General features: G+C 68.2%; 16 protein-coding genes. 5 read left to right on the top strand and 11 right to left on the bottom strand.

What is annotated here, in order from left to right; genetic code table 11:
* Window positions 1-101: 101 nt before the first annotated feature.
* Complete coding sequence (locus tag AC07YS_RS19680) at window positions 102-2,600, bottom strand: penicillin acylase family protein (RefSeq protein WP_495275724.1); 2,499 nt, start codon at window positions 2,598-2,600, stop codon at window positions 102-104.
* 107 nt (window positions 2,601-2,707) lie between these two features.
* Here AC07YS_RS19680 and AC07YS_RS19675 point away from each other — a divergent pair, with 107 nt between their 5' ends.
* Both AC07YS_RS19675 and AC07YS_RS19670 read left to right on the top strand, forming a co-directional pair.
* Window positions 2,708-3,787, top strand: a complete 1,080-nt coding sequence (locus tag AC07YS_RS19675; RefSeq protein ID WP_070063094.1) for a PLP-dependent cysteine synthase family protein — start codon at window positions 2,708-2,710, stop codon at window positions 3,785-3,787.
* Window positions 3,788-3,792: 5 nt separating this feature from the next.
* Window positions 3,793-4,884, top strand: a complete 1,092-nt coding sequence (locus tag AC07YS_RS19670; RefSeq protein ID WP_495268950.1) for a lipocalin-like domain-containing protein — start codon at window positions 3,793-3,795, stop codon at window positions 4,882-4,884.
* Window positions 4,885-4,905: 21 nt separating this feature from the next.
* Here AC07YS_RS19670 and AC07YS_RS19665 read toward each other — a convergent pair whose 3' ends face one another.
* The 8 genes from AC07YS_RS19665 to AC07YS_RS19630 form a co-directional block, all read right to left on the bottom strand.
* On the bottom strand, window positions 4,906-5,664 hold the full coding sequence (locus tag AC07YS_RS19665; RefSeq protein ID WP_062474065.1) for a hypothetical protein: 759 nt from the start codon (window positions 5,662-5,664) through the stop codon (window positions 4,906-4,908).
* Window positions 5,665-5,806: 142 nt separating this feature from the next.
* The gene (locus AC07YS_RS19660; RefSeq protein ID WP_062474067.1) at window positions 5,807-6,256 is read right to left on the bottom strand and encodes a cupin domain-containing protein; all 450 of its coding nucleotides are present in this window, start codon (window positions 6,254-6,256) and stop codon (window positions 5,807-5,809) included.
* A 107-nt stretch (window positions 6,257-6,363) separates the two neighbouring features.
* Window positions 6,364-7,350 carry a branched-chain amino acid ABC transporter permease gene (locus tag AC07YS_RS19655; RefSeq protein ID WP_495268949.1) on the bottom strand — a complete coding sequence of 329 codons (987 nt, stop codon included), beginning with the start codon at window positions 7,348-7,350 and terminating at the stop codon, window positions 6,364-6,366.
* A 10-nt stretch (window positions 7,351-7,360) separates the two neighbouring features.
* On the bottom strand, window positions 7,361-8,236 hold the full coding sequence (locus AC07YS_RS19650; RefSeq protein WP_062474069.1) for a branched-chain amino acid ABC transporter permease: 876 nt from the start codon (window positions 8,234-8,236) through the stop codon (window positions 7,361-7,363).
* 45 nt (window positions 8,237-8,281) lie between these two features.
* On the bottom strand, window positions 8,282-9,478 hold the full coding sequence (locus AC07YS_RS19645; RefSeq protein ID WP_062474071.1) for an ABC transporter substrate-binding protein: 1,197 nt from the start codon (window positions 9,476-9,478) through the stop codon (window positions 8,282-8,284).
* Between the two features lie 31 nt (window positions 9,479-9,509).
* A complete protein-coding gene (locus AC07YS_RS19640; protein WP_095949065.1) occupies window positions 9,510-10,709 on the bottom strand; it encodes an ABC transporter substrate-binding protein in 1,200 nt (399 codons plus the stop codon).
* Window positions 10,710-10,743: 34 nt separating this feature from the next.
* Window positions 10,744-11,451: an ABC transporter ATP-binding protein gene (locus tag AC07YS_RS19635; RefSeq protein ID WP_062474075.1), complete on the bottom strand. Its 708-nt coding sequence runs from the start codon at window positions 11,449-11,451 to the stop codon at window positions 10,744-10,746.
* Window positions 11,451-12,221, bottom strand: a complete 771-nt coding sequence (locus tag AC07YS_RS19630) for an ABC transporter ATP-binding protein (protein ID WP_062474077.1) — start codon at window positions 12,219-12,221, stop codon at window positions 11,451-11,453. The genes AC07YS_RS19635 and AC07YS_RS19630 overlap by 1 nt, the downstream gene beginning before the upstream one ends.
* Before the next feature lie 340 nt (window positions 12,222-12,561).
* On the opposite strand from AC07YS_RS19630, the gene AC07YS_RS19625 reads away from it, so the two are divergent.
* The 3 genes from AC07YS_RS19625 to AC07YS_RS19615 all read left to right on the top strand — a co-directional run bounded on the left by AC07YS_RS19625 (window position 12,562) and on the right by AC07YS_RS19615 (window position 14,990).
* The gene (locus tag AC07YS_RS19625) at window positions 12,562-13,770 is read left to right on the top strand and encodes an AGE family epimerase/isomerase (protein WP_495268948.1); all 1,209 of its coding nucleotides are present in this window, start codon (window positions 12,562-12,564) and stop codon (window positions 13,768-13,770) included.
* Between the two features lie 107 nt (window positions 13,771-13,877).
* Window positions 13,878-14,495, top strand: a complete 618-nt coding sequence (locus AC07YS_RS19620; protein WP_495268947.1) for a cysteine hydrolase family protein — start codon at window positions 13,878-13,880, stop codon at window positions 14,493-14,495.
* A 51-nt stretch (window positions 14,496-14,546) separates the two neighbouring features.
* Window positions 14,547-14,990, top strand: a complete 444-nt coding sequence (locus AC07YS_RS19615) for a cupin domain-containing protein (RefSeq protein WP_495268946.1) — start codon at window positions 14,547-14,549, stop codon at window positions 14,988-14,990.
* 16 nt (window positions 14,991-15,006) lie between these two features.
* Here AC07YS_RS19615 and AC07YS_RS19610 read toward each other — a convergent pair whose 3' ends face one another.
* Both AC07YS_RS19610 and AC07YS_RS19605 read right to left on the bottom strand, forming a co-directional pair.
* Entirely contained in the window at window positions 15,007-15,915 is a 909-nt protein-coding gene (locus AC07YS_RS19610) for a LysR family transcriptional regulator (RefSeq protein WP_495268945.1), read from the bottom strand.
* A gap of 19 nt (window positions 15,916-15,934) precedes the next feature.
* Window positions 15,935-17,497 (bottom strand): DHA2 family efflux MFS transporter permease subunit, encoded by a 1,563-nt coding sequence (locus AC07YS_RS19605; RefSeq protein ID WP_062474087.1) that lies wholly within the window; start codon window positions 17,495-17,497, stop codon window positions 15,935-15,937.
* Between the last annotated feature and the right edge of the window lie 34 nt (window positions 17,498-17,531).

Genomic DNA, 17,531 nt, shown 5'->3' with positions numbered 1-17,531 from the left:
TGCAAGCATCACATCGGCGAATGACGACCGCGTGACGCCCGGTGGGGCCGGGCGCGCCGCCGCGGGGCGCGGGGCAGCGCCCTCTTGCGTTGCCGTTCCTGCTAGCGCCCCGGCGTCAGCTGGATCCGTTCCACCGTTTCTTTCTCGACCGCGCCACGGCTGTAGACCAGCGGCACGTACTTGCCTTCGAGCCACAGCGGCGCGAGGTCGCGGTAGTTCGGACTGTCGGGGTTGCCCGACTGGCCCGGCGTGTTGATGACGCGCGAGGCGTCCCAGTTGCCCACGTCGAGCACCATGCGGAACGACGCGCCCGAGGTCAGCTTGTAGTCGTTCGCGCGGTAGGTGGCCGCCATCGGCGTGAACGACGAACCGGACATCGGCCAGTCGCCCACCTCGAGCTTCTTGCGCGTGGCCGCATCGACCACGCCGCCCAGCGGATGCCGGAACTCGGCGCGGTGCAACGCGCCCCACTTCCACGCCGCCGGGTCGGGCCCGAGCTTGGCGGACAGCTCCTGCATGGCGGCGGGCAAGGTCGTCAGCAGCAAGGCATCGCGCTGCGCGTTGCTCACCCAGCCGGACGGGTTCTCCAGCAGCAGCACCATGCGCGTGTTGTCGCCCGGCGCGGCCAGTGCGGCACCGGCATCGCCCGCCCCGGCCTTGAGCACGGCCTGGCGCAGGAACTTGCTGCTCCACACCTCGTACAGCGCGGCGGCCGCGCTGTCGCGGTCCATGGCGCCGTCCCAGCCCTGGAGCAGGCGCAGCGCCGCCGCAGTCTGGGCGTCGTCGCTGCGCTGGCCGGCCAGCAGCTTCAGCAGCCGCTGCGCCGGCGTCGCGACGATGTCGTTCTGCATGCGCTCCGAGTCTTCGATGGTGAAGCGCGAACCCGCGGCCACCTTGGCCGCGAACAGTTCCTTGAGCCGGCGCGCGCGGGCCGCATCGCTCCACTCGTAGCCCACGCCTTTCTTCGCAGCCGGATGGTCGGGCGGGATGTTGTTCTCGTTGGCCGTGACCACGTAGCCGCGCGCGGGGTTGAACTCCGAAGGCAGCTCGTCGCCGTTGCGAAAGCCCGACCATTCATAGCGGCCGTCGCCCGGCACGGGCATGAGGCCGTCCCAGTTCGGGCGGATCGGCGTGAGCCCGCCCGGAATCCAGCCGACGTTGCCGCTGCTGTCGGCATACACCTGGTTCTCGCCCGGCGCGCCCCAGCGGTTCATGGCCGCGCGGAACTGGTCCCAGTTGCGCGCGCGCATGTAGTCCATCGAACCGAAGTACGGCGCCATGCCGGGCTCCAGCCAGGCGGCGCGCAAGGCGAAGGCGCGGCGCTTGCCAGGCTCCGCGACCAGCACCGGGCCGTGGCGCGTGAAGGTGTTGACCACCTCGCGCGGCGCGGCCTCGCCCTTGACCGCGATGCGCTCGGTGACGCGCGTCATCGGCTCCCAGCGGCCCTGGTAGCGGTACTCCTCGGGGTTGCCCGGGTTGAGCTCGTACACGTACAGGTCTTCCTGGTCCATGTAGAAGCGCGTGAGGCCGAAGGCGATGGTGCCGTTGTGGCCGATCGACAGGCCCGGCAGGAAGGGCTCGCCGGCGCCGATGGCGTCCATGCCGGGCGCGCTCAGGTGCGTCATGTAGCGCAGGCTCGGCGCGCCGTGCGCGCGGTGCGGGTCGTTCGCCAGGATCGGCCGGCCCGTGGACGTGAGCTTGGGCGCGATGACCCAGTTGTTGCTGCCGTAGGCGGCCGTGGGGTCGGCCTGCGCCGCGTCGTCCTGCTCGGCCTTCGCGGCCATCGCCTCGGCGCTGCCCGGCAGCAGCGCGACCGGCGCGGAAGACGCGCCCGCGTTCATGCCCACGCGCGTGTTCTCCTTGGTGAAGCGCGGCGCATCGGTCGCCCGCAGGTAGGCCGCGCGCAGCTCCGCCGCGGGAAGGCTGCAAGGGTCGAAGCCCTCGGGCACCTTGGGTGTCACCGGCGGATCGAGCTCGCGGCGCAGCCAGTCGGCCTTGACGCCCGGCGCGCCGGCGCAGAACGCGCGTGCGCGGTCGACCTCCGACGTGAAGTTGAGCGTGAGCCCGTGGTGACGGATGCGCACCACGTCCTCGGGCGACCACGTGGCCGGCTGGTAGCCCAGCAGCGCGAACTCGGTCGGCAGCAGCGCGGGCTGCGCGCGCACCTGCGCCACGTAGGCATTGACGCCGGCCGTGAAGGCCTCGGCCACGCGCTTGGCGTCGGAGCCGTAGGCCAGCCATTCGCGGTACATGTCGCCGCGGTAGAGCACGGCGCGCGCGGCGCGGTCGCTCTCGACCCAGGCGGGGCCGAAGTCCTTCGCCATCTCGCCCAGGCCGCGCTTGCGCCACAGGTCCATCTGCCAGAGCCGGTCGCGCGCGGCGATGAAGCCCTGCGCCACGAAGGCGTCGTAGAGCGTGCCGGCGTACAGGTGCGGCACGCCCCAGCGGTCGACCAGCACTTCGGCAGGCTTCTCAAGGCCGGGCACCGCGAAGGATGACGAGGGTCGCGTGGGCGTGTTCACGCCCGGGGCATTGGACGCACACCCTGCGAGGGCGAGGACCGCCAGCGACATGGCGCCCAGGGAAAGCCGATGGTTCATTCTCTTCATGCAGTTCGTCTCCGGTCTTGTTGTGGATTGGCAGCGGGCAGTATCCCGATTTCTGTCACCCGCCGGGTTACAAGGCATGACTTGTAGACTGGCGCGCTATGCAGCCCACCACCCCTTCAACCTCCTCCTGCGACAGCTGGCTCGCCGGCGCGATCCGCCGCATCGAAGCCGACTACCAGCGCAGCGCCGACACGCACCTCATTCCGCTGCCGCTGCCCGCGCTGGCCGCGCACGGCATCGACCTGTACCTGAAGGACGAATCGACGCACCCCACCGGCAGCCTCAAGCACCGGCTCGCGCGCTCGCTGTTCCTGTACGCGCTGTGCAACGGCTGGGTGCGCGAAGGCACGACCATCGTCGAAGCGTCGAGTGGCTCCACCGCCGTGAGCGAGGCCTACTTCGCGCGGCTGCTGGGCCTGCCCTTCATCGCCGTGATGCCGCGCAGCACCTCGCCCGAGAAGGTCGCGCAGATCGCCTTCTACGGCGCGAGCTGCCACTTCGTCGACCATGCCGCGCAGGTGTACGACGAGGCCCGCGCGCTGGCCGAGCGCACCGGCGGCCACTACATGGACCAGTTCACCTACGCCGAGCGCGCGACCGACTGGCGCGGCAACAACAACATCGCCGAGAGCATGTTCCAGCAGATGGCGCGCGAGCGGCATCCGGTGCCCGCGTGGATCGTGGTGGGCGCCGGCACCGGTGGCACCAGCGCCACCATCGGGCGCTACCTGCGCTTTCGCTGCCACGACACGCAGGTGTGCGTGGCCGATCCCGAGGGCTCGGTGTTCTCGGCCTACCACCGCAGCGGCGACGCCACGCTCACGGCGCCCGGCTCGCGCATCGAAGGCATCGGCCGCCCGCGCGTGGAGCCCAGCTTCGTGCGCACCCTGGTCGACCGCATGCTCGAAGTGCCCAACCTCGACTCGGTGGCCGCCATGCATGCGCTGTCGGCGCTGCTGGGCCGCAAGGTCGGCCCGTCGACCGGCACCAACTTCGTCGGCATGCTGGCCGTGGCGCACGAGATGCGCGCGGCCGGCCAGCAGGGCTCGATCCTGTCGCTGCTGTGCGACGCGGGCGAACGCTACCTGCCGAGCTACCACGACGCCGACTGGGTGCGCAACGCCTTCGGCGACATCGCGCCCGCGCAGCAACGCATCGACGCGCTGGTGGCAGGCTGATGGCCATGCGCCCGTCCCGTGGCCTCATCGCGCGGCGGCAACTGTTGCTGCTGGCGGCGCTGGCCGCTGCGGGCGCGCCGCATCCCGCCTGGGCCCTGCCCGCGAAGGCGCTGCAGTTCCCGCGCGACTTCGGCAGCCACCCCGAGCTGCGCACCGAGTGGTGGTACATCACCGGCCACGGCCAGACCGCCGCGGGGCGCGCGTTCGGTTTCCAGGTGACCTTCTTCCGCTCGCGTGTCGACGCCACGCAGGCCATGCGCTCGGCCTTCGCCGCCAAGCAGCTGGTGTTCGCGCACGCCGCCGTCACCGACCTCGAAGGCCGCGTGCTGTGGCACGACCAGCGCATCGCACGCGCGGGCTTCGACGTGGCCTCGGCCAGCGAGGCCGACACCGACGTGCGGCTGCGCGACTGGTCGCTGGTGCGCGACGCCGGCAGCGGCGCCTACACCGCGCGCATCCCTGCCGGCGAATTCACACTCGACCTGCGCTTCGCGCCGTCGCAGCCCGTGCTGCTGCAGGGCCGCGAAGGCCTGTCGCGCAAAGGCCCCGAGCCCGAGCAGGCGAGCTACTACTACAGCGAGCCGCAGCTGCAGGCACAGGGCCGCCTCACGCTGCAAGGCCAGGCCCCGTTCGAGATCGCCGGCACCGCCTGGCTCGACCACGAATGGAGCGAGGCGCTGATGCACCCCGAGGCCGTGGGCTGGGACTGGATCGGCATGAACCTCGACGACGGCAGCGCGCTCACCGCCTTCCACCTGCGTCGCCGCGACGGCAGCGCGCTGTGGTCGGGCGGCTCGTTCCGCCCGCGCGGTGGCGCGGCACGCATCTTCCAGCCCGGCGAGGTGCGCTTCGAGGCGCTTCGCAGCTGGACCAGCCCGCGCACGCGCGCCAGCTACCCGACGCACTGGCGCATCGATACGCCCGCGGGCCGCTTCGAGGTGCAGGCGCTGCTCGACGACCAGGAACTGGACAGCCGCGGCTCCACGGGCGGCGTGTACTGGGAAGGCTTGAGCGAGCTGCGCGATGCGCAGCAAGGCCGGCGCGTGGGACGCGGGTACCTCGAGATGACGGGGTACGCGGCGCCGCTGCGGCTGTGAGCCGAAGCCCGGCGCGATGGGCTACTTCACGCCCTGGCTCAGCGCCTGCGCCGTGTTGCGCGACAACGCGCGGACGTGGTCGTCGATCGCCGAAGCGACGGGCGCGAACTCGGCGGTGCTCAACCGCTTGAGGTCGCGCGGCTCCTGGAAATCCTTGAGCTGCCGCACCCGTTGCCGCTGCTGGGCGAGCATCGGCTCGTAGGCCGCGAGGTTCAGCGGCGGGTCCATGACGAAGACCTTGGCTTCGATCGCGGGCACCGCGTAGTACCGCGTCGACCCCAGCATGCTGCGCGTGAAGAGGCCCGAGTTCTGCATGACGCTCTCGCCACAGGGCCCGCCGGTGCACTCCAGGCGCGCCTGCGTTCGCGTCGCCTCGACGAGGACCACCGCGGCAATCTGGTCGTCCTTCAGCTTGCGTGTCGCCCACGCCTGCGCAGGATTCGCGATCCATCGATCGTGCTTGAAGACGGCCAGTGCGTTGACGGAGGTCGTGGCAAAGCTCGTCAGGCGCACCACCTGGAAGCCGGCCTTTTCGAGCTCCGACGTGAAGGCCTCGTAGACCTTGGCCGTGGGGTTCCAGGGGAACGGGTACGTGGTCGAGAAGTTGTTGAAGACGGTCGTGCCCACGTGCATGTGTTCCGCAGAGGCGGTGGGGATGCGCACCAGCAGGCCGACCTTCGCGCCCTTCGCGAGCTGGCCGCCGTTCGGCGGCAGCGGCGGCGGGGTCATGCACCCTGTCAGCGCGAGCGCCACGAAAAGTGCGAGCAGCCGTCTGCGCATGGGGGTCTCCTCCATCTTCTTGTCGGTGTAGGCCTGTGCGGCCGGGTGCGGATGATTGTGCCGAGCGCTGCATGCGGCGTCGCCACGGGAACCGGTGGTTTTGGACAGCGTCGGCATTGTCAATGCCGATGAGGGCCGCGACTCACGCCGAGACCGTCACCCCATTGCGCGCCAGCACCGCCAGCAGCTTCGGAATGTCGGGCGCCGGCCCGACCGGAATCTCGCGGTCGATGGCGGTGAACATCTGCGCGGCCATCGCATCCTGCCCCGTGATCTCGAGCATCTGCCCGCCGCCCTTGCCGTAGTGAAAGCCATGCACCGTGCCGCGCGGCACGTGCACCAGCGTGCCGGGCTGGCACCGATGCGCCTGGCCGTCGCAGAGGAATTCGACCTCGCCGCCGAGCACGTAGAACGACTCGTCCCAGTCGTGACTGTGCGGTGGCGGGCCCGTGCCTTCGTCGCCGCGCTGGAAGGTGACGCCGTAGCTTTGCGTCGAGGCATTCGACGCCAGCACCGTCACCTGCGTGCCGAGCACGTTCAAGGGCGTTTCGCGCCGCTCGGGCGTGAGGACAAAGTACGGAAGAAGGGCCATGGCCGGCTCCTCGAAGTGGGAGCCGGATTCTGCGCCCCGGCCCCAGGGGGCACAAGCGGTGGCGCCGCAGGGAGGGTAACCACCCCGCCGCCGCGCCACCTGCATCGCTACTTCGCGCGGCGGCGATCGATGAAGGCGATGATCTCGCCCATGATGCCCTTGCGGAAGGCCAGCACGCAGATCACGAAGATCAGGCCCGTGACCATGGTGACCGACTCGCCCAGCGTGTTGAACCAGTCGACGGTCGTGATGCGCGCCAGGAAGTTGCCGAGTTCGCCGATCTTGTTCTCGAGCAGCACGACCACCGCCGAGCCCACGATGGGGCCCGACAGCGTGCCCAGGCCGCCCACCAGCGTCATCAGGATGACCTGGCCCGAGGCGGTCCAGTGCACGTCGGACAGCGTGGCAAAGCCCAGCACCAGCGTCTTGAGCGAGCCGGCCAGGCCCGACAGCGCGGCCGAGATCACGAAGGCCAGCAGCTTGAAACGGCTCACGTCGTAGCCCAGCGAGAGCGCGCGCGGCTCGTTTTCCTTGATGCCCTTGAGCACCTGCCCGAACGGCGAGTGGATGGTGCGCACGATCAGCAGGAAGGCCGCGACCACGATCACCAGCGCCACGTAGTACATGGTGAGGTCGTTCGACAGGTCGACGATGCCGAAGAGCTTGCCGCGCGGCACGCCCTGCAGGCCGTCTTCGCCGCCCGTGAACTTGGCCTGCAGCGCGACGAAGAACATCATCTGCGCGAGCGCCAACGTGATCATCGCGAAGTAGATGCCCTGGCGGCGGATGGCCAGCACGCCGAACAGCCAGCCCAGCAGCGCGCCGGTGAGCGTGCCCGCGATCAGGCCCAGCTCGGGCGTGAGGCCCCAGACCTTGATCGCATGGCCCGCCACGTACGCGGAGCCGCCCAGGAAGGCCGCGTGGCCGAAGGACAGCAGGCCGGTGTAGCCCAGCAGCAGGTTGAAGGCCGCGGCGAACAGCGCGAAGCACATGAGCTTCATCACGAACACCGGGTAGGCGCCGAAGAACGGCGCGAGCACCAGGGCGACCAGCAGCAGCGCGTAGACGACGGTGGAGATTTTTTTCATGTTCATGCCGCTCGCCTTATTTCTCTTTGCCGAACAGGCCGGCGGGGCGGATGAGCAGCACGATGACCATGATCACGAACACAACCGTCGAAGAAGCCTCGGGATAGAAAACCTTGGTGAGCCCCTCGATCACGCCCAGGCCCAGGCCCGTGAGGATGGCGCCCATGATGGAGCCCATGCCGCCGATCACGACCACCGCGAACACCACGATGATGAGGTTCTGCCCCATCAGCGGCGACACCTGCATCACCGGCGCGGCCAGCACGCCGGCGAAGGCGGCGAGCGCGCAGCCGAAGGCGTAGGTCAGCGTGATCATCAGCGGCACGTTGACGCCGAAGGCTTCCACCAGGCGCGGGTTCTCGGTGCCGGCGCGCAGGTAGGCGCCCAGGCGCGTCTTCTCGATCACGTACCAGGTCGCAAAGCAGATCACCAGCGAGGCCACGACCACCCAGGCACGGTAGTTGGGCAGCACCATGAAGCCCAGGTCGGTGGCGCTGGACAGCAGCTCGGGCGCATCGTAGGGCAGCCCCGACACGCCGTAGACCGAGCGGAACACGCCTTCGATCAGCAACGTGAGGCCCAGCGTGAGCAGCAGGCCGTAGAGGTGGTCGAGCTTGTAGATCCAGCGCAGCAGCAATCGTTCGATGACCACGCCGAACAGGCCGATGAGGACCGGCGCGGCGATCAGCATCACCCAGTAGTTGACGCCCAGGTACTCCATCGCCATCCAGGTGAGGACGGCCCCGAGCATGAACAGCGCGCCGTGCGCGAAGTTGATGACGTTGAGCAAACCGAAGATCACCGCCAGCCCGAGGCTCAGGATGGCGTAGAACGAGCCGTTGACCAGCCCCAGAAGGAGCTGGCTCAACAAGGCGGGAAGGGAAATGTTCATAAGCGTTTCAACGAACCCGGGCGCCGCAGGGGCGCCCGCGGGAGGTCACTTCCAGAGGGCGCAGCGGCTTTCGGCCTTGGTCGTGAAGACTTCTTCGCCCTTGAGCTTCTGGACCACCTTGTAGTAGTCCCACGGCTGCTTGGATTCGGCCGGCGACTTGACCTGCACCAGGTACATGTCGTGCACGAAGCGGCCGTCGGCGCGGATGCTACCCTTGGCGTAGAAGTCGTCGATGGGCGTGGACTTGAGCGTGGCCATGACCTTGTCGGCATCGACCGTCTTGGCGGCCTGCACGGCCTTCAGGTAGGTCATGGTGGCCGAGTAGTCGGCGGCCTGGATGTCGGTGGGCATGCGCTTGGTCTTCTCGAAGAAGCGCTTGCCGAAGGCGCGCGTCTTGTCGTCCAGGTTCCAGTCCCAGCTGGTGGTGAGCAGCAGGCCTTCGGTGTTCTTCAGGCCCAGGCTGTGCACGTCGGTCACGAACACCAGCAGGCCCACCATCTTCATGCTCTTGGTGATGCCGAACTCTTTCGCGGCCTTGATGCTGTTGATGGTGTCGCCGCCGGCGTTGGCCAGCGCCAGCACCTGCGCCTTGGAGTTCTGCGCCTGCAGCAGGAAGGACGAGAAGTCGGAGGTGTTGAGCGGTGCCTTCACCGAGCCCAGCACGGTGCCGCCCTTTTCCTTCACGACCTTGGTCGCGTCGGCTTCGAGGGCCTGGCCGAAGGCGTAGTCGGCGGTCAGGAAGTACCAGCTCTTGTCGCCACGGCCGATCACGGCCGCGCCGGTGCCCTTGGCGAGCGCGACGGTGTCGTAGGCGTAGTGCACGGTGTAGGGCGAGCACTGCTCGTTGGTGAGCGCCGAGCTGCCCGCGCCGTTCACGACGAAGACGCGCTTCTTCTCCTGCGCCACCTTGGCCATGGCCAGGGCCGTGCCGGAGCTGGTGCCGCCGAACAGCATGGTCAGGCCCTGCGTGTCGATCCACTCGCGCGCCTTGGAGGCGGCGATGTCGGCCTTGTTCTGGTGGTCGGCCGTGAGCAGCTCGATGGGCATGCCGTTGACCTTGCCGCCGAAGTCGTCGATGGCCATCTGGATCGCCAGCGCGCCGTTCTTGCCTTCGACGTCGGCGTACAGGCTCGACATGTCGGTGACGAAGCCGATCTTGACCTTGTCTTGTGCCTGGGCGGCACCGGCGGCCAGCGCAGCGGCGGCGAAAACGGCGGAGAGAGCGAATGTGGTGGTCTTCATGGATGTTGTTCCTGTGGGGTGTTCGGTGGTGTCACTTCCAGAGCGTGCACTTGGACTCGGCCTTGGTGGTGAACACCGTGTCGCCGGGCAGCTTCTTCACGAGCTTGTAGTAGTCCCACGGCGTCTTCGATTCGGCGGGCGACTTGACCTGCATCAGGTACATGTCGTGCACGTAGCGGCCGTCGGGGCGGATCTGGCCGGTGCCGAAGAAGTCGTTGAGCTTCATCTTCTTGAGCTCGGCCATGACCTTGTCGGCATCGTCGGTCTTGGCGGCGTCCACGGCCTTGAGGTAGGTCATGGTGGCCGAGTAGTCGGCGGCCTGGATCTCGGTGGGCATGCGCTTGGTCTTGTCGAAGAAGCGCTTGGCGAACTTGCGGGTCTCGTCGTTCAGGTCCCAGTACCAGCTGGTGGTGAACTGCAGGCCCTCGGTGTTCTTCAGGCCCAGGCTGTGCACGTCGCTCAGGAAGATCAGCAGGCCGGCCAGCTTCATCGACTTGCCGATGCCGAACTCCTTGGCGGCCTTGATGCTGTTGACGGTGTCGCCGCCCGCGTTGGCCAGGCCCAGGATCTGCGCCTTGGAGTTCTGCGCCTGCAGCAGGAACGACGAGAAGTCGGACGCGTTGAGCGGATGGCGCACCGCGCCCACGATCGTGCCGCCCTTGGCCTTCACGACCGTGGAGGTGTCGGCTTCGAGCGCGTGGCCGAAGGCGTAGTCGGCCGTCAGGAAGAACCAGGTCTTGCCGCCGCCGTCGACCACCGCGGCGCCGGTGCCCTTGGCGAGCGCGACGGTGTCGTAGGCGTAGTGCACGGTGTAGGGCGAGCACTGTTCGTTGGTGAGCGCCGAGGAGGCCGCGCCGTTGTTGAAGTACACGCGCTTCTTCTCGGCCGCGACCTTGGCCAGCGCCAGGCCCACGCCCGAGTTGGTGCCGCCGAAGACCATGCTCAGGCCTTGCGTGTCGATCCACTCGCGCGCCTTCGAGGCGGCGATGTCGGGCTTGTTCTGGTGGTCGACGGTGAGCAGCTCGACCGGCTTGCCGGCCGCCTTGCCGCCGAAGTCGTCGATGGCCATCTGGATCGCCAGCGCGCCGTTCTTGCCTTCGAGGTCGGCGTACAGGCTGGACATGTCGGTGATGAAGCCGATCTTGACCTTGTCCTGGCCTTGCGCCTGGGCGGACGCGGCGAGCGCCAGTGCGCTGAAAGCCAGGGCGAAAGCGGTGAGCTGATTTTTCATGGATGTCTCCAGCAGTGGCAAGGGGTGAAAGAACTCAGACGCCGAGCAGCTCGGTCAGCACGGGCATCTTGGCTTCGAGCTCGGCGGCGCCGAACTTCTCGACGATGCGGCCGTGCTCCATCACGTAGAAACGGTCGGCCAGCGGCGCGGCGAAGCGGAAGTTCTGCTCGACCATGACGATGGTGTAGCCCTTGGCGCGCAGCGTGGTGATCATGCGGGCCAGCGCCTGCACGATGACGGGCGCCAGGCCTTCGGAAATCTCGTCGAGCAGCAGCAGCTTGGCGCCGGTGCGCAGGATGCGCGCCACGGCCAGCATCTGCTGCTCGCCGCCCGACAGGCGCGTGCCCTGGCTGTGGCGGCGCTCGGCGAGGTTGGGGAACATGGCGTAGATCTCGTCGACCGACATGCCCTGCCCAGCGCCTTTCAGCTCGGGCGGCAGCATCAGGTTTTCTTCGCACGAGAGGCTGGCGAAGATGCCGCGCTCTTCGGGGCAGTAGCCGATGCCCAGATGCGCGATGCGGTGCGTCGCCATCGAGACGGTCTCGACGCCGTTGACCTTGATGCTGCCCTTGCGGGCGCCGGTGAGTCCCATCACGGCGCGCATCGTCGTCGTGCGGCCCGCACCATTGCGGCCCAGCAGCGTGACGACCTCGCCCGGCTGCACGACCATGTCGACGCCGTGCAGCACGTGCGATTCGCCGTACCAGGCCTGCAGACCCTTGATTTCGAGTGCAGCGGTCATCAGTGAGCCCCCTGCATTTCGCCGTCGGTGGTGCCCATGTAGGCTTCCATCACCTGCGGGTTCTTCGAGACTTCGGCGTACGGGCCTTCGGCCAGCACGGCGCCGCGCTGCAGCACCGTGATGGTGTCGGCGATGGTCGAGACCACGCTCATATTGTGTTCGACCATCAGGATGGTGCGTCCGGCCGACACGCGCTTGATGAGCTCGGCCACGCGGTGCACGTCTTCGTGGCCCATGCCCTGCGTGGGTTCGTCCAGCAGCATCAGCTCGGGCTCCATGGCCAGCGTGGTGGCGATCTCGAGCGCGCGCTTGCGGCCGTAGGGCAGGTTCACGGTCTGTTCGTCGGCCAGTTCTTCGAGGCCCACCTCGGCGAGCAGCTCGCGGGCGCGCGCATCGAGCGGCTTGAGCGACTTCTCGCTCTTCCAGAAGTGGTACGAGGTGCCGAGCTTGCGCTGCAGGCCCAGGCGCACGTTCTCGAGCAGCGTGAGGTGCGGGAACACGGCGGAGATCTGGAACGAGCGGATCACGCCGCGCCGCGCGATCTGCGCCGGGCGTTCGCCCGTGATGTCGTGGCCGTTGAACAGGATCGTGCCGGCCGTGGGCTCGAGGAATTTGGTGAGCAGGTTGAAGCAGGTCGTCTTGCCGGCACCGTTGGGGCCGATGAGCGCGTGGATCGAACCGCGCTTCACCGAGAGGTCGACCTTGCTGACCGCGGTGAATCCCTTGAATTCCTTGGTGAGCTGGCGTGTTTCAAGAATGACGTCGCTCATCTCGCGGCGTCGTCCGTGTGCGGAAAAAAGAAATCGGTCATGCGGTCCATCTCAATGCGCCACCATCGAGCGCGGACCGATTGTTGGTGGCTGCTATGCAATTGCATACTGGGGCAAATGCCTATGCTGCACTGCAACCATTCACAGAGTGCGCCCCCTCTGTGCGAGCGACTGTCGTCCCAACGACATTGCGCACCGCAACACGCACACCTGCGAATGCGCGATGCATGCACGCGCACCGTCATGAGGATGTCGGGCACGCATGCGCGCTTCGTGAAAAACTGGCGTGCCCGCTGCGCTGCCACGATGCGCTTTCACCCGGATTGAATCCATCACCGCCATGCCGAACTTCCGCTCACCCGAATTCCTTGCCGACCACATCGCCCACACGCTGGCGTTCTACGCGCCGCGCAGCCGCGATGCCTCGGGCGGCTTCTTCCATTTCTTCAAGGACGATGGCACGGTGTACGACCGCCGCACGCGCCACCTCGTGAGCAGCACGCGCTTCGTGTTCAACCACGCGATGGCATGGCGCCGCTTCGGCCGGCCCGACGATCTTGCGGCGGTGCGCCACGGCCTGGCGTTTTTGCAGACCGCGCATGCGCAGCCGAATGGTGGCTATGCATGGCAGATCGACTGGGATGGCCATCAAGCCACGGTGCAGGACGGCACGCAGCACTGCTACGGCCTGGCCTTCGTGCTGCTGGCGCACGCGCATGCGCTGATGGCCGGCGTCGAGGAAGCACGCGCCAGCCTCGCGCACACCCGCGATTTGATGGAACAGCATTTCTGGGAGCCGGCGCACCAGCTGTACGCCGACGAGGCGACGCCAAGCTGGCAGGTCGGCCCCTACCGCGGCCAGAACGCCAACATGCACGCCTGCGAGGCGATGCTCGCGGCCTACGACGCCACGCGCGAGCCCTTCTACCTCGAGCGCGCGCGCACGCTCGCCGAAAGCATCACGGGCCGGCAGGCCGCGCTCGCCGACGGGCTGGTGTGGGAGCACTACCGCGAGGACTGGTCGGTCGACTGGGACTACAACCGCGGCGACAAGACCAACATCTTCCGGCCCTGGGGCTTCCAGACCGGCCACCTCACGGAATGGGCCAAGCTGCTGTTGCAGCTCGAGGGCCACCTGGGCCCCGACGCGCCGGGCACCGAATGGATCGTTCCGCGCGCGCGCCACTTCTTCGACACCGCGATGCAGCGCGGCTGGGACGCCACGCACGGCGGGCTGGTCTACGGCTTCGGGCCCGACGGCGCGGTGTGCGATGGCGACAAGTACTTCTGGGTGCAGGCCGAAAGCTTCGCCGCCGCCGCCCTGCTCGCGGTGCGCACGGGCGATGCCGGCTACTGGGACTGGTACGACCGGATCTGGGCCTACAGCTGGGACCACTTCGTCGACCACACGCACGGCGCGTGGTACCGCATCCTCACGCCGCAGAACGCGAAGATCAGCGACGAGAAGAGCCCGGCGGGCAAGACCGATTACCACACGATGGGTGCGTGCCATGACGTGCTGAAGGCGCTGGGACACGGCGTCAAATAGCCGCGTCACCCTTCAATATCCGCACAAATCTTGTGCGGCGGCGCCCCTACCCCGCAGCGCGCGGGCTGCCTACGCTTCAGGCCTTCTTTCACTCACGCAGAGAACGCATGAAGCACCCCAGCATTCGCAGCCTCACCGGCGCCGTGCCCACGAGCCGTCTCGATCCCGCCGCCACGGCGCTGATCGCGATCGACTTCCAGAACGAGTATTTCGACGGGCGCATGCCCATTCCCGACGGACTGGCCGCCCTGCGCCAGGCGCGACGCCTGATCGATGCCGCCGACCGGCATGCGGTGCCGGTGTTCCATGTGCAGCACGTGGCGCCCGCCGACAGCCCGATCTTCGCGGACGGCAGCCATGCCTTCGGCATCCACGATGAACTGAGTCCGGCGTCTCAGCATGCCGTGCTGCGCAAGGCCACACCGAGTGCTTTCGCCGGCACCACGCTCGAGGCCGAGCTGCAGGCGCGCGGCATCACGACGCTGATCCTCACGGGCCTCATGACGCACATGTGCGTATCGGCCACGGCCTTCGATGCCGCACCGCGCGGTTACCAGAGCCTCATCGTGGGCGATGCCTGCGCGACGCGCGACCTCGACCTGGAAGAAGGCGGCGTGCTGGGCCACCGCGAGCTGCATCGCGCGGCGCTGCGCGGCGTGTCGGATGTGGTGGCCGAGGTGCGCTCGACCGACGAGGTGTTGCAACTGCTGGAAGCGGGCCGCTGACGCCCTGCCCTTCGCATGCACCCACGATTCCACCCTCTTCGATCCATGACCATGAAGTTCTCTTCCGCCTTGTTCCTCGCCCTGTCCTGCGCCCTGTCCGCGCCGGGCCTCGCCACCGCCGCCACGCCGGCACCCCGCACGCCGATCTCGGCGCCGGTCGACACGCTGCAATGGCAGGCCCTCGCGGGCGGCATCCGCTACGCCAACGTGCGCGGCAACCTGACGGGCAATGGCCCCTACGAAGCCTTTGTCGAATTCCCGGCCGGCTTCGACAACCCGCACCATCGCCACACGCAGGCACTCCCGTCCGTCGTGCTCTCGGGTGTGTTCTACGCGATCTTCGATGACGGCAAGAAGGTGCTGTACCCCGCCGGCTCGTACTACCTGCTGCCGGCGCGGCTGCCGCACCGCAGCGGCTGCGAACCGGGCGCGAACTGCCTGCTGTTCCAGTACCAGAGCGACCGCTTCGACCTGGTGCCCACCGCAGCGAAGTAAGGCGCGGCTGCCGCGCTCAGTCGCCCTGCCCGTCCGCGGGCAGGTAGCGCGCGGCAGCAAAGTCGACAAACGCCCGCACCTTCGGCGACAGGTGCCGGTTCTGCGGATACAGCGCATACAGGTTCAACGGCTGCTGGCGGAATTCGGGCAGCACGCGCACCAGTTCGCCGCGCGCCACAGGGTCGCGCACGAGGAACGCCGGCGACGCCGCCAGCCCCGTGCCCGCCAGCGCGGCGCTGCGCAGCACGAGCCCGCTGTTGGCCTGCAGCCGCCCACCCACATCCACGGTGTGGACGCTGCCGTCCGGCGCGGTGAAGCTGGGCTGGGCGGCCTTCGCGGCCAATGAATAGTTCAGGCAGTCGTGCGCCGCCAGGTCGGCGGGCGTTCGCGGCGTGCCGCGCCGCTGCAGGTAGGCGGGCGATGCCACCCACCACTCCTCGAAGCTCGCGAGGCGCTTGACGATCAGCGTCGAGTCCGAGAGTGCATACGCCAGTCGCAATCCCACGTCGAAGCCCTCTTCGATCAGGTCGACGAAGCGGTCGTTGCACACGAGGTCGGCCTTGACCTGCGGGTGCGCGTCGAGAAAAGCCGGCAGCCACTGCGCCAGTTCCTCCAGCCCGAAGGACATCGGTGCGTTGATGCGCAGCAGGCCCGTGGGCTCCACCTGGTGCTGCGCCACGACCAGCGCCGCAGTCTCGACCTGGTCGAGGATCTGCCGCGCGTGCTCGTAGTAGGTCTGGCCCGCCTGCGTGAGCGCGAAGCGGCGCGTGGTGCGGTTCAGCAGCTGCACGCCCAGCGCCGTTTCCAGCTGCTTGACGTGGCGCGAGACCACCGTGTGCGACACGTCCATCGCGTCGGCCGCGGCGGTGAAGCCGCCGGCCTCCACGACGGCGCGGAACGCCTTCATGGCCGCGAACTGGTCCATGCGCGAGCGCTGCCGGTTGTCAGTGCGCGCCGGCGGCCGCGTCGCCGCCCGCGCCGCCCTTTTGCGGCCGTGCCAGCCACACCAGCGGAATCAGCAGCAGGAACAGCACCGCCGAGGCATAGAAGATGTCGTTCGTCGCGAGCATGAACGACTGCTGGTCGACCAGGCGGTTGATCTGCCCGAGCACCTGCTCGGAACTGAAGCCGCTGCCGGTCAGCCCCGAGATGGCGCTGGTGGCCGCGCTGTTGCCCGGGTTCACCGACTCCACCAGCTGCGCGTGGTGCAGCGCCGCGCGGCTGTCCCACAGCGTGGTGGCGATCGAGGTGCCCATGGCGCCCGCCGTGATCCGCAGGAAGTTCGACAGCCCCGACGCGGCCGGGATGCGGTCGGGCGTGAGGCCCGACAGCGTGATGGTCACGAGCGGAATGAAGAAGAACGCCATCGCGATGCCCTGGATGATCGTCGGGATGATGATCGTCACGAAGTCGGCCTGCGTGTTGAAGTTCGAGCGCATCCACAGCACCAGCGCGAACACGAGGAACGAGAAGGTCGCGTAGCGGCGCGGGTCGATCTTGGAGACCGTGAGGCCCACCACCGGCGAGAAGAAGATCGCCAGCAGCCCCACGGGCGCCATGATCATCCCCGCCTGCGTGGCGGTGTAGCCCATCCACTGCTGCAGCCACAGCGGCAGCAGCACCACGTTGCCGAAGAACAGGCCGTAGGCAATGGCCGTGGCCACCGCGCCCGACCAGAAGTTGCGCCGCTTGAACAGCGACAGGTCGACCACCGGGTGCTTGTCGGTCAGCTCCCAGACCAGGAAGAACGCGAAGCCGACCACGGCCACCACGGCCATCGTGACGATCTCGGCCGAATGAAACCAGTCGAGCTCCTTGCCCTTGTCGAGCATGAGCTGCAGCGATCCGACCCACAGCACCAGCAGCGCCAGGCCGATGGCGTCGATCGGCACCTTGTGCGTCTTGCTCTCGCGCTTGTGATACAGCGTCCAGGTGATGGCCGCGGCCACGATGCCCACCGGGATGTTGATGTAGAAGATCCACGGCCACGAGATGTTGTCGGTGATCCAGCCGCCGAGCAGCGGCCCCATCACGGGCGCGACCAGCGTGGTCATCGACCACATCGCCATGGCCAGGCCGGCCTTGGCCTTCGGGTAGCTCGACAGCAGCAGCGTCTGCGACAGCGGGATCATCGGCCCCGCCACGAAGCCCTGCAGCGCGCGAAACAGGATGAGCGTGGTCATGTTGGGCGCCAGGCCGCACAGCAGCGAAGCGACCATGAACAGGATCACGCTGGCCATGAACAGGCGCACCTGGCCGAAGCGCTGGGTCATGAAACCCGTGAGCGGCACCGCGATGGCGTTGGCCACCGCGAAGCTGGTGATGACCCAGGTGCCTTGCGTGGTGCTCACGCCAAGGTCGCCCGAGATGGCCGGCAGCGACACGTTCGCGATCGACGAGTCGAGCACGTTCATGAAGGTGGCGGCGGACAGCGCGACCGTGCCCCAGACGCGGGCGGAGCCCTCGAGCGGGGGGTGCGCGATATAGGCAGGAGCAGCAGTGGCCATGGCGCGGGCTGTGAGGGTTCAGCGGCCGGCGGCG

The organism is Variovorax sp. GW458-11-26-14-LB1, assembly GCF_059423965.1.
The sequence above is the reverse complement of the archived record's forward strand: the minus strand, read 5'-3'. Positions and strand labels throughout refer to the sequence as shown.

Bases quoted from the DNA above. Each gene is read 5' to 3' on its own strand.
- AC07YS_RS19610 (WP_495268945.1), bottom strand. From the start codon at position 15,915: ATGGACCAGTTCGCGGCCATGAAGGCGTTCCGCGCCGTCGTGGAGGCC.
- AC07YS_RS19680 (WP_495275724.1), bottom strand. From the start codon at position 2,600: ATGAACCATCGGCTTTCCCTGGGCGCCATGTCGCTGGCGGTCCTCGCC.
- AC07YS_RS19625 (WP_495268948.1), top strand. From the start codon at position 12,562: ATGCCGAACTTCCGCTCACCCGAATTCCTTGCCGACCACATCGCCCAC.
- AC07YS_RS19605 (WP_062474087.1), bottom strand. From the start codon at position 17,497: ATGGCCACTGCTGCTCCTGCCTATATCGCGCACCCCCCGCTCGAGGGC.
- AC07YS_RS19615 (WP_495268946.1), top strand. From the start codon at position 14,547: ATGAAGTTCTCTTCCGCCTTGTTCCTCGCCCTGTCCTGCGCCCTGTCC.
- AC07YS_RS19635 (WP_062474075.1), bottom strand. From the start codon at position 11,451: ATGACCGCTGCACTCGAAATCAAGGGTCTGCAGGCCTGGTACGGCGAA.
- AC07YS_RS19620 (WP_495268947.1), top strand. From the start codon at position 13,878: ATGAAGCACCCCAGCATTCGCAGCCTCACCGGCGCCGTGCCCACGAGC.
- AC07YS_RS19665 (WP_062474065.1), bottom strand. From the start codon at position 5,664: ATGCGCAGACGGCTGCTCGCACTTTTCGTGGCGCTCGCGCTGACAGGG.
- AC07YS_RS19660 (WP_062474067.1), bottom strand. From the start codon at position 6,256: ATGGCCCTTCTTCCGTACTTTGTCCTCACGCCCGAGCGGCGCGAAACG.
- AC07YS_RS19670 (WP_495268950.1), top strand. From the start codon at position 3,793: ATGCGCCCGTCCCGTGGCCTCATCGCGCGGCGGCAACTGTTGCTGCTG.
- AC07YS_RS19645 (WP_062474071.1), bottom strand. From the start codon at position 9,478: ATGAAGACCACCACATTCGCTCTCTCCGCCGTTTTCGCCGCCGCTGCG.
- AC07YS_RS19655 (WP_495268949.1), bottom strand. From the start codon at position 7,350: ATGAACATGAAAAAAATCTCCACCGTCGTCTACGCGCTGCTGCTGGTC.
- AC07YS_RS19640 (WP_095949065.1), bottom strand. From the start codon at position 10,709: ATGAAAAATCAGCTCACCGCTTTCGCCCTGGCTTTCAGCGCACTGGCG.
- AC07YS_RS19675 (WP_070063094.1), top strand. From the start codon at position 2,708: ATGCAGCCCACCACCCCTTCAACCTCCTCCTGCGACAGCTGGCTCGCC.
- AC07YS_RS19630 (WP_062474077.1), bottom strand. From the start codon at position 12,221: ATGAGCGACGTCATTCTTGAAACACGCCAGCTCACCAAGGAATTCAAG.
- AC07YS_RS19650 (WP_062474069.1), bottom strand. From the start codon at position 8,236: ATGAACATTTCCCTTCCCGCCTTGTTGAGCCAGCTCCTTCTGGGGCTG.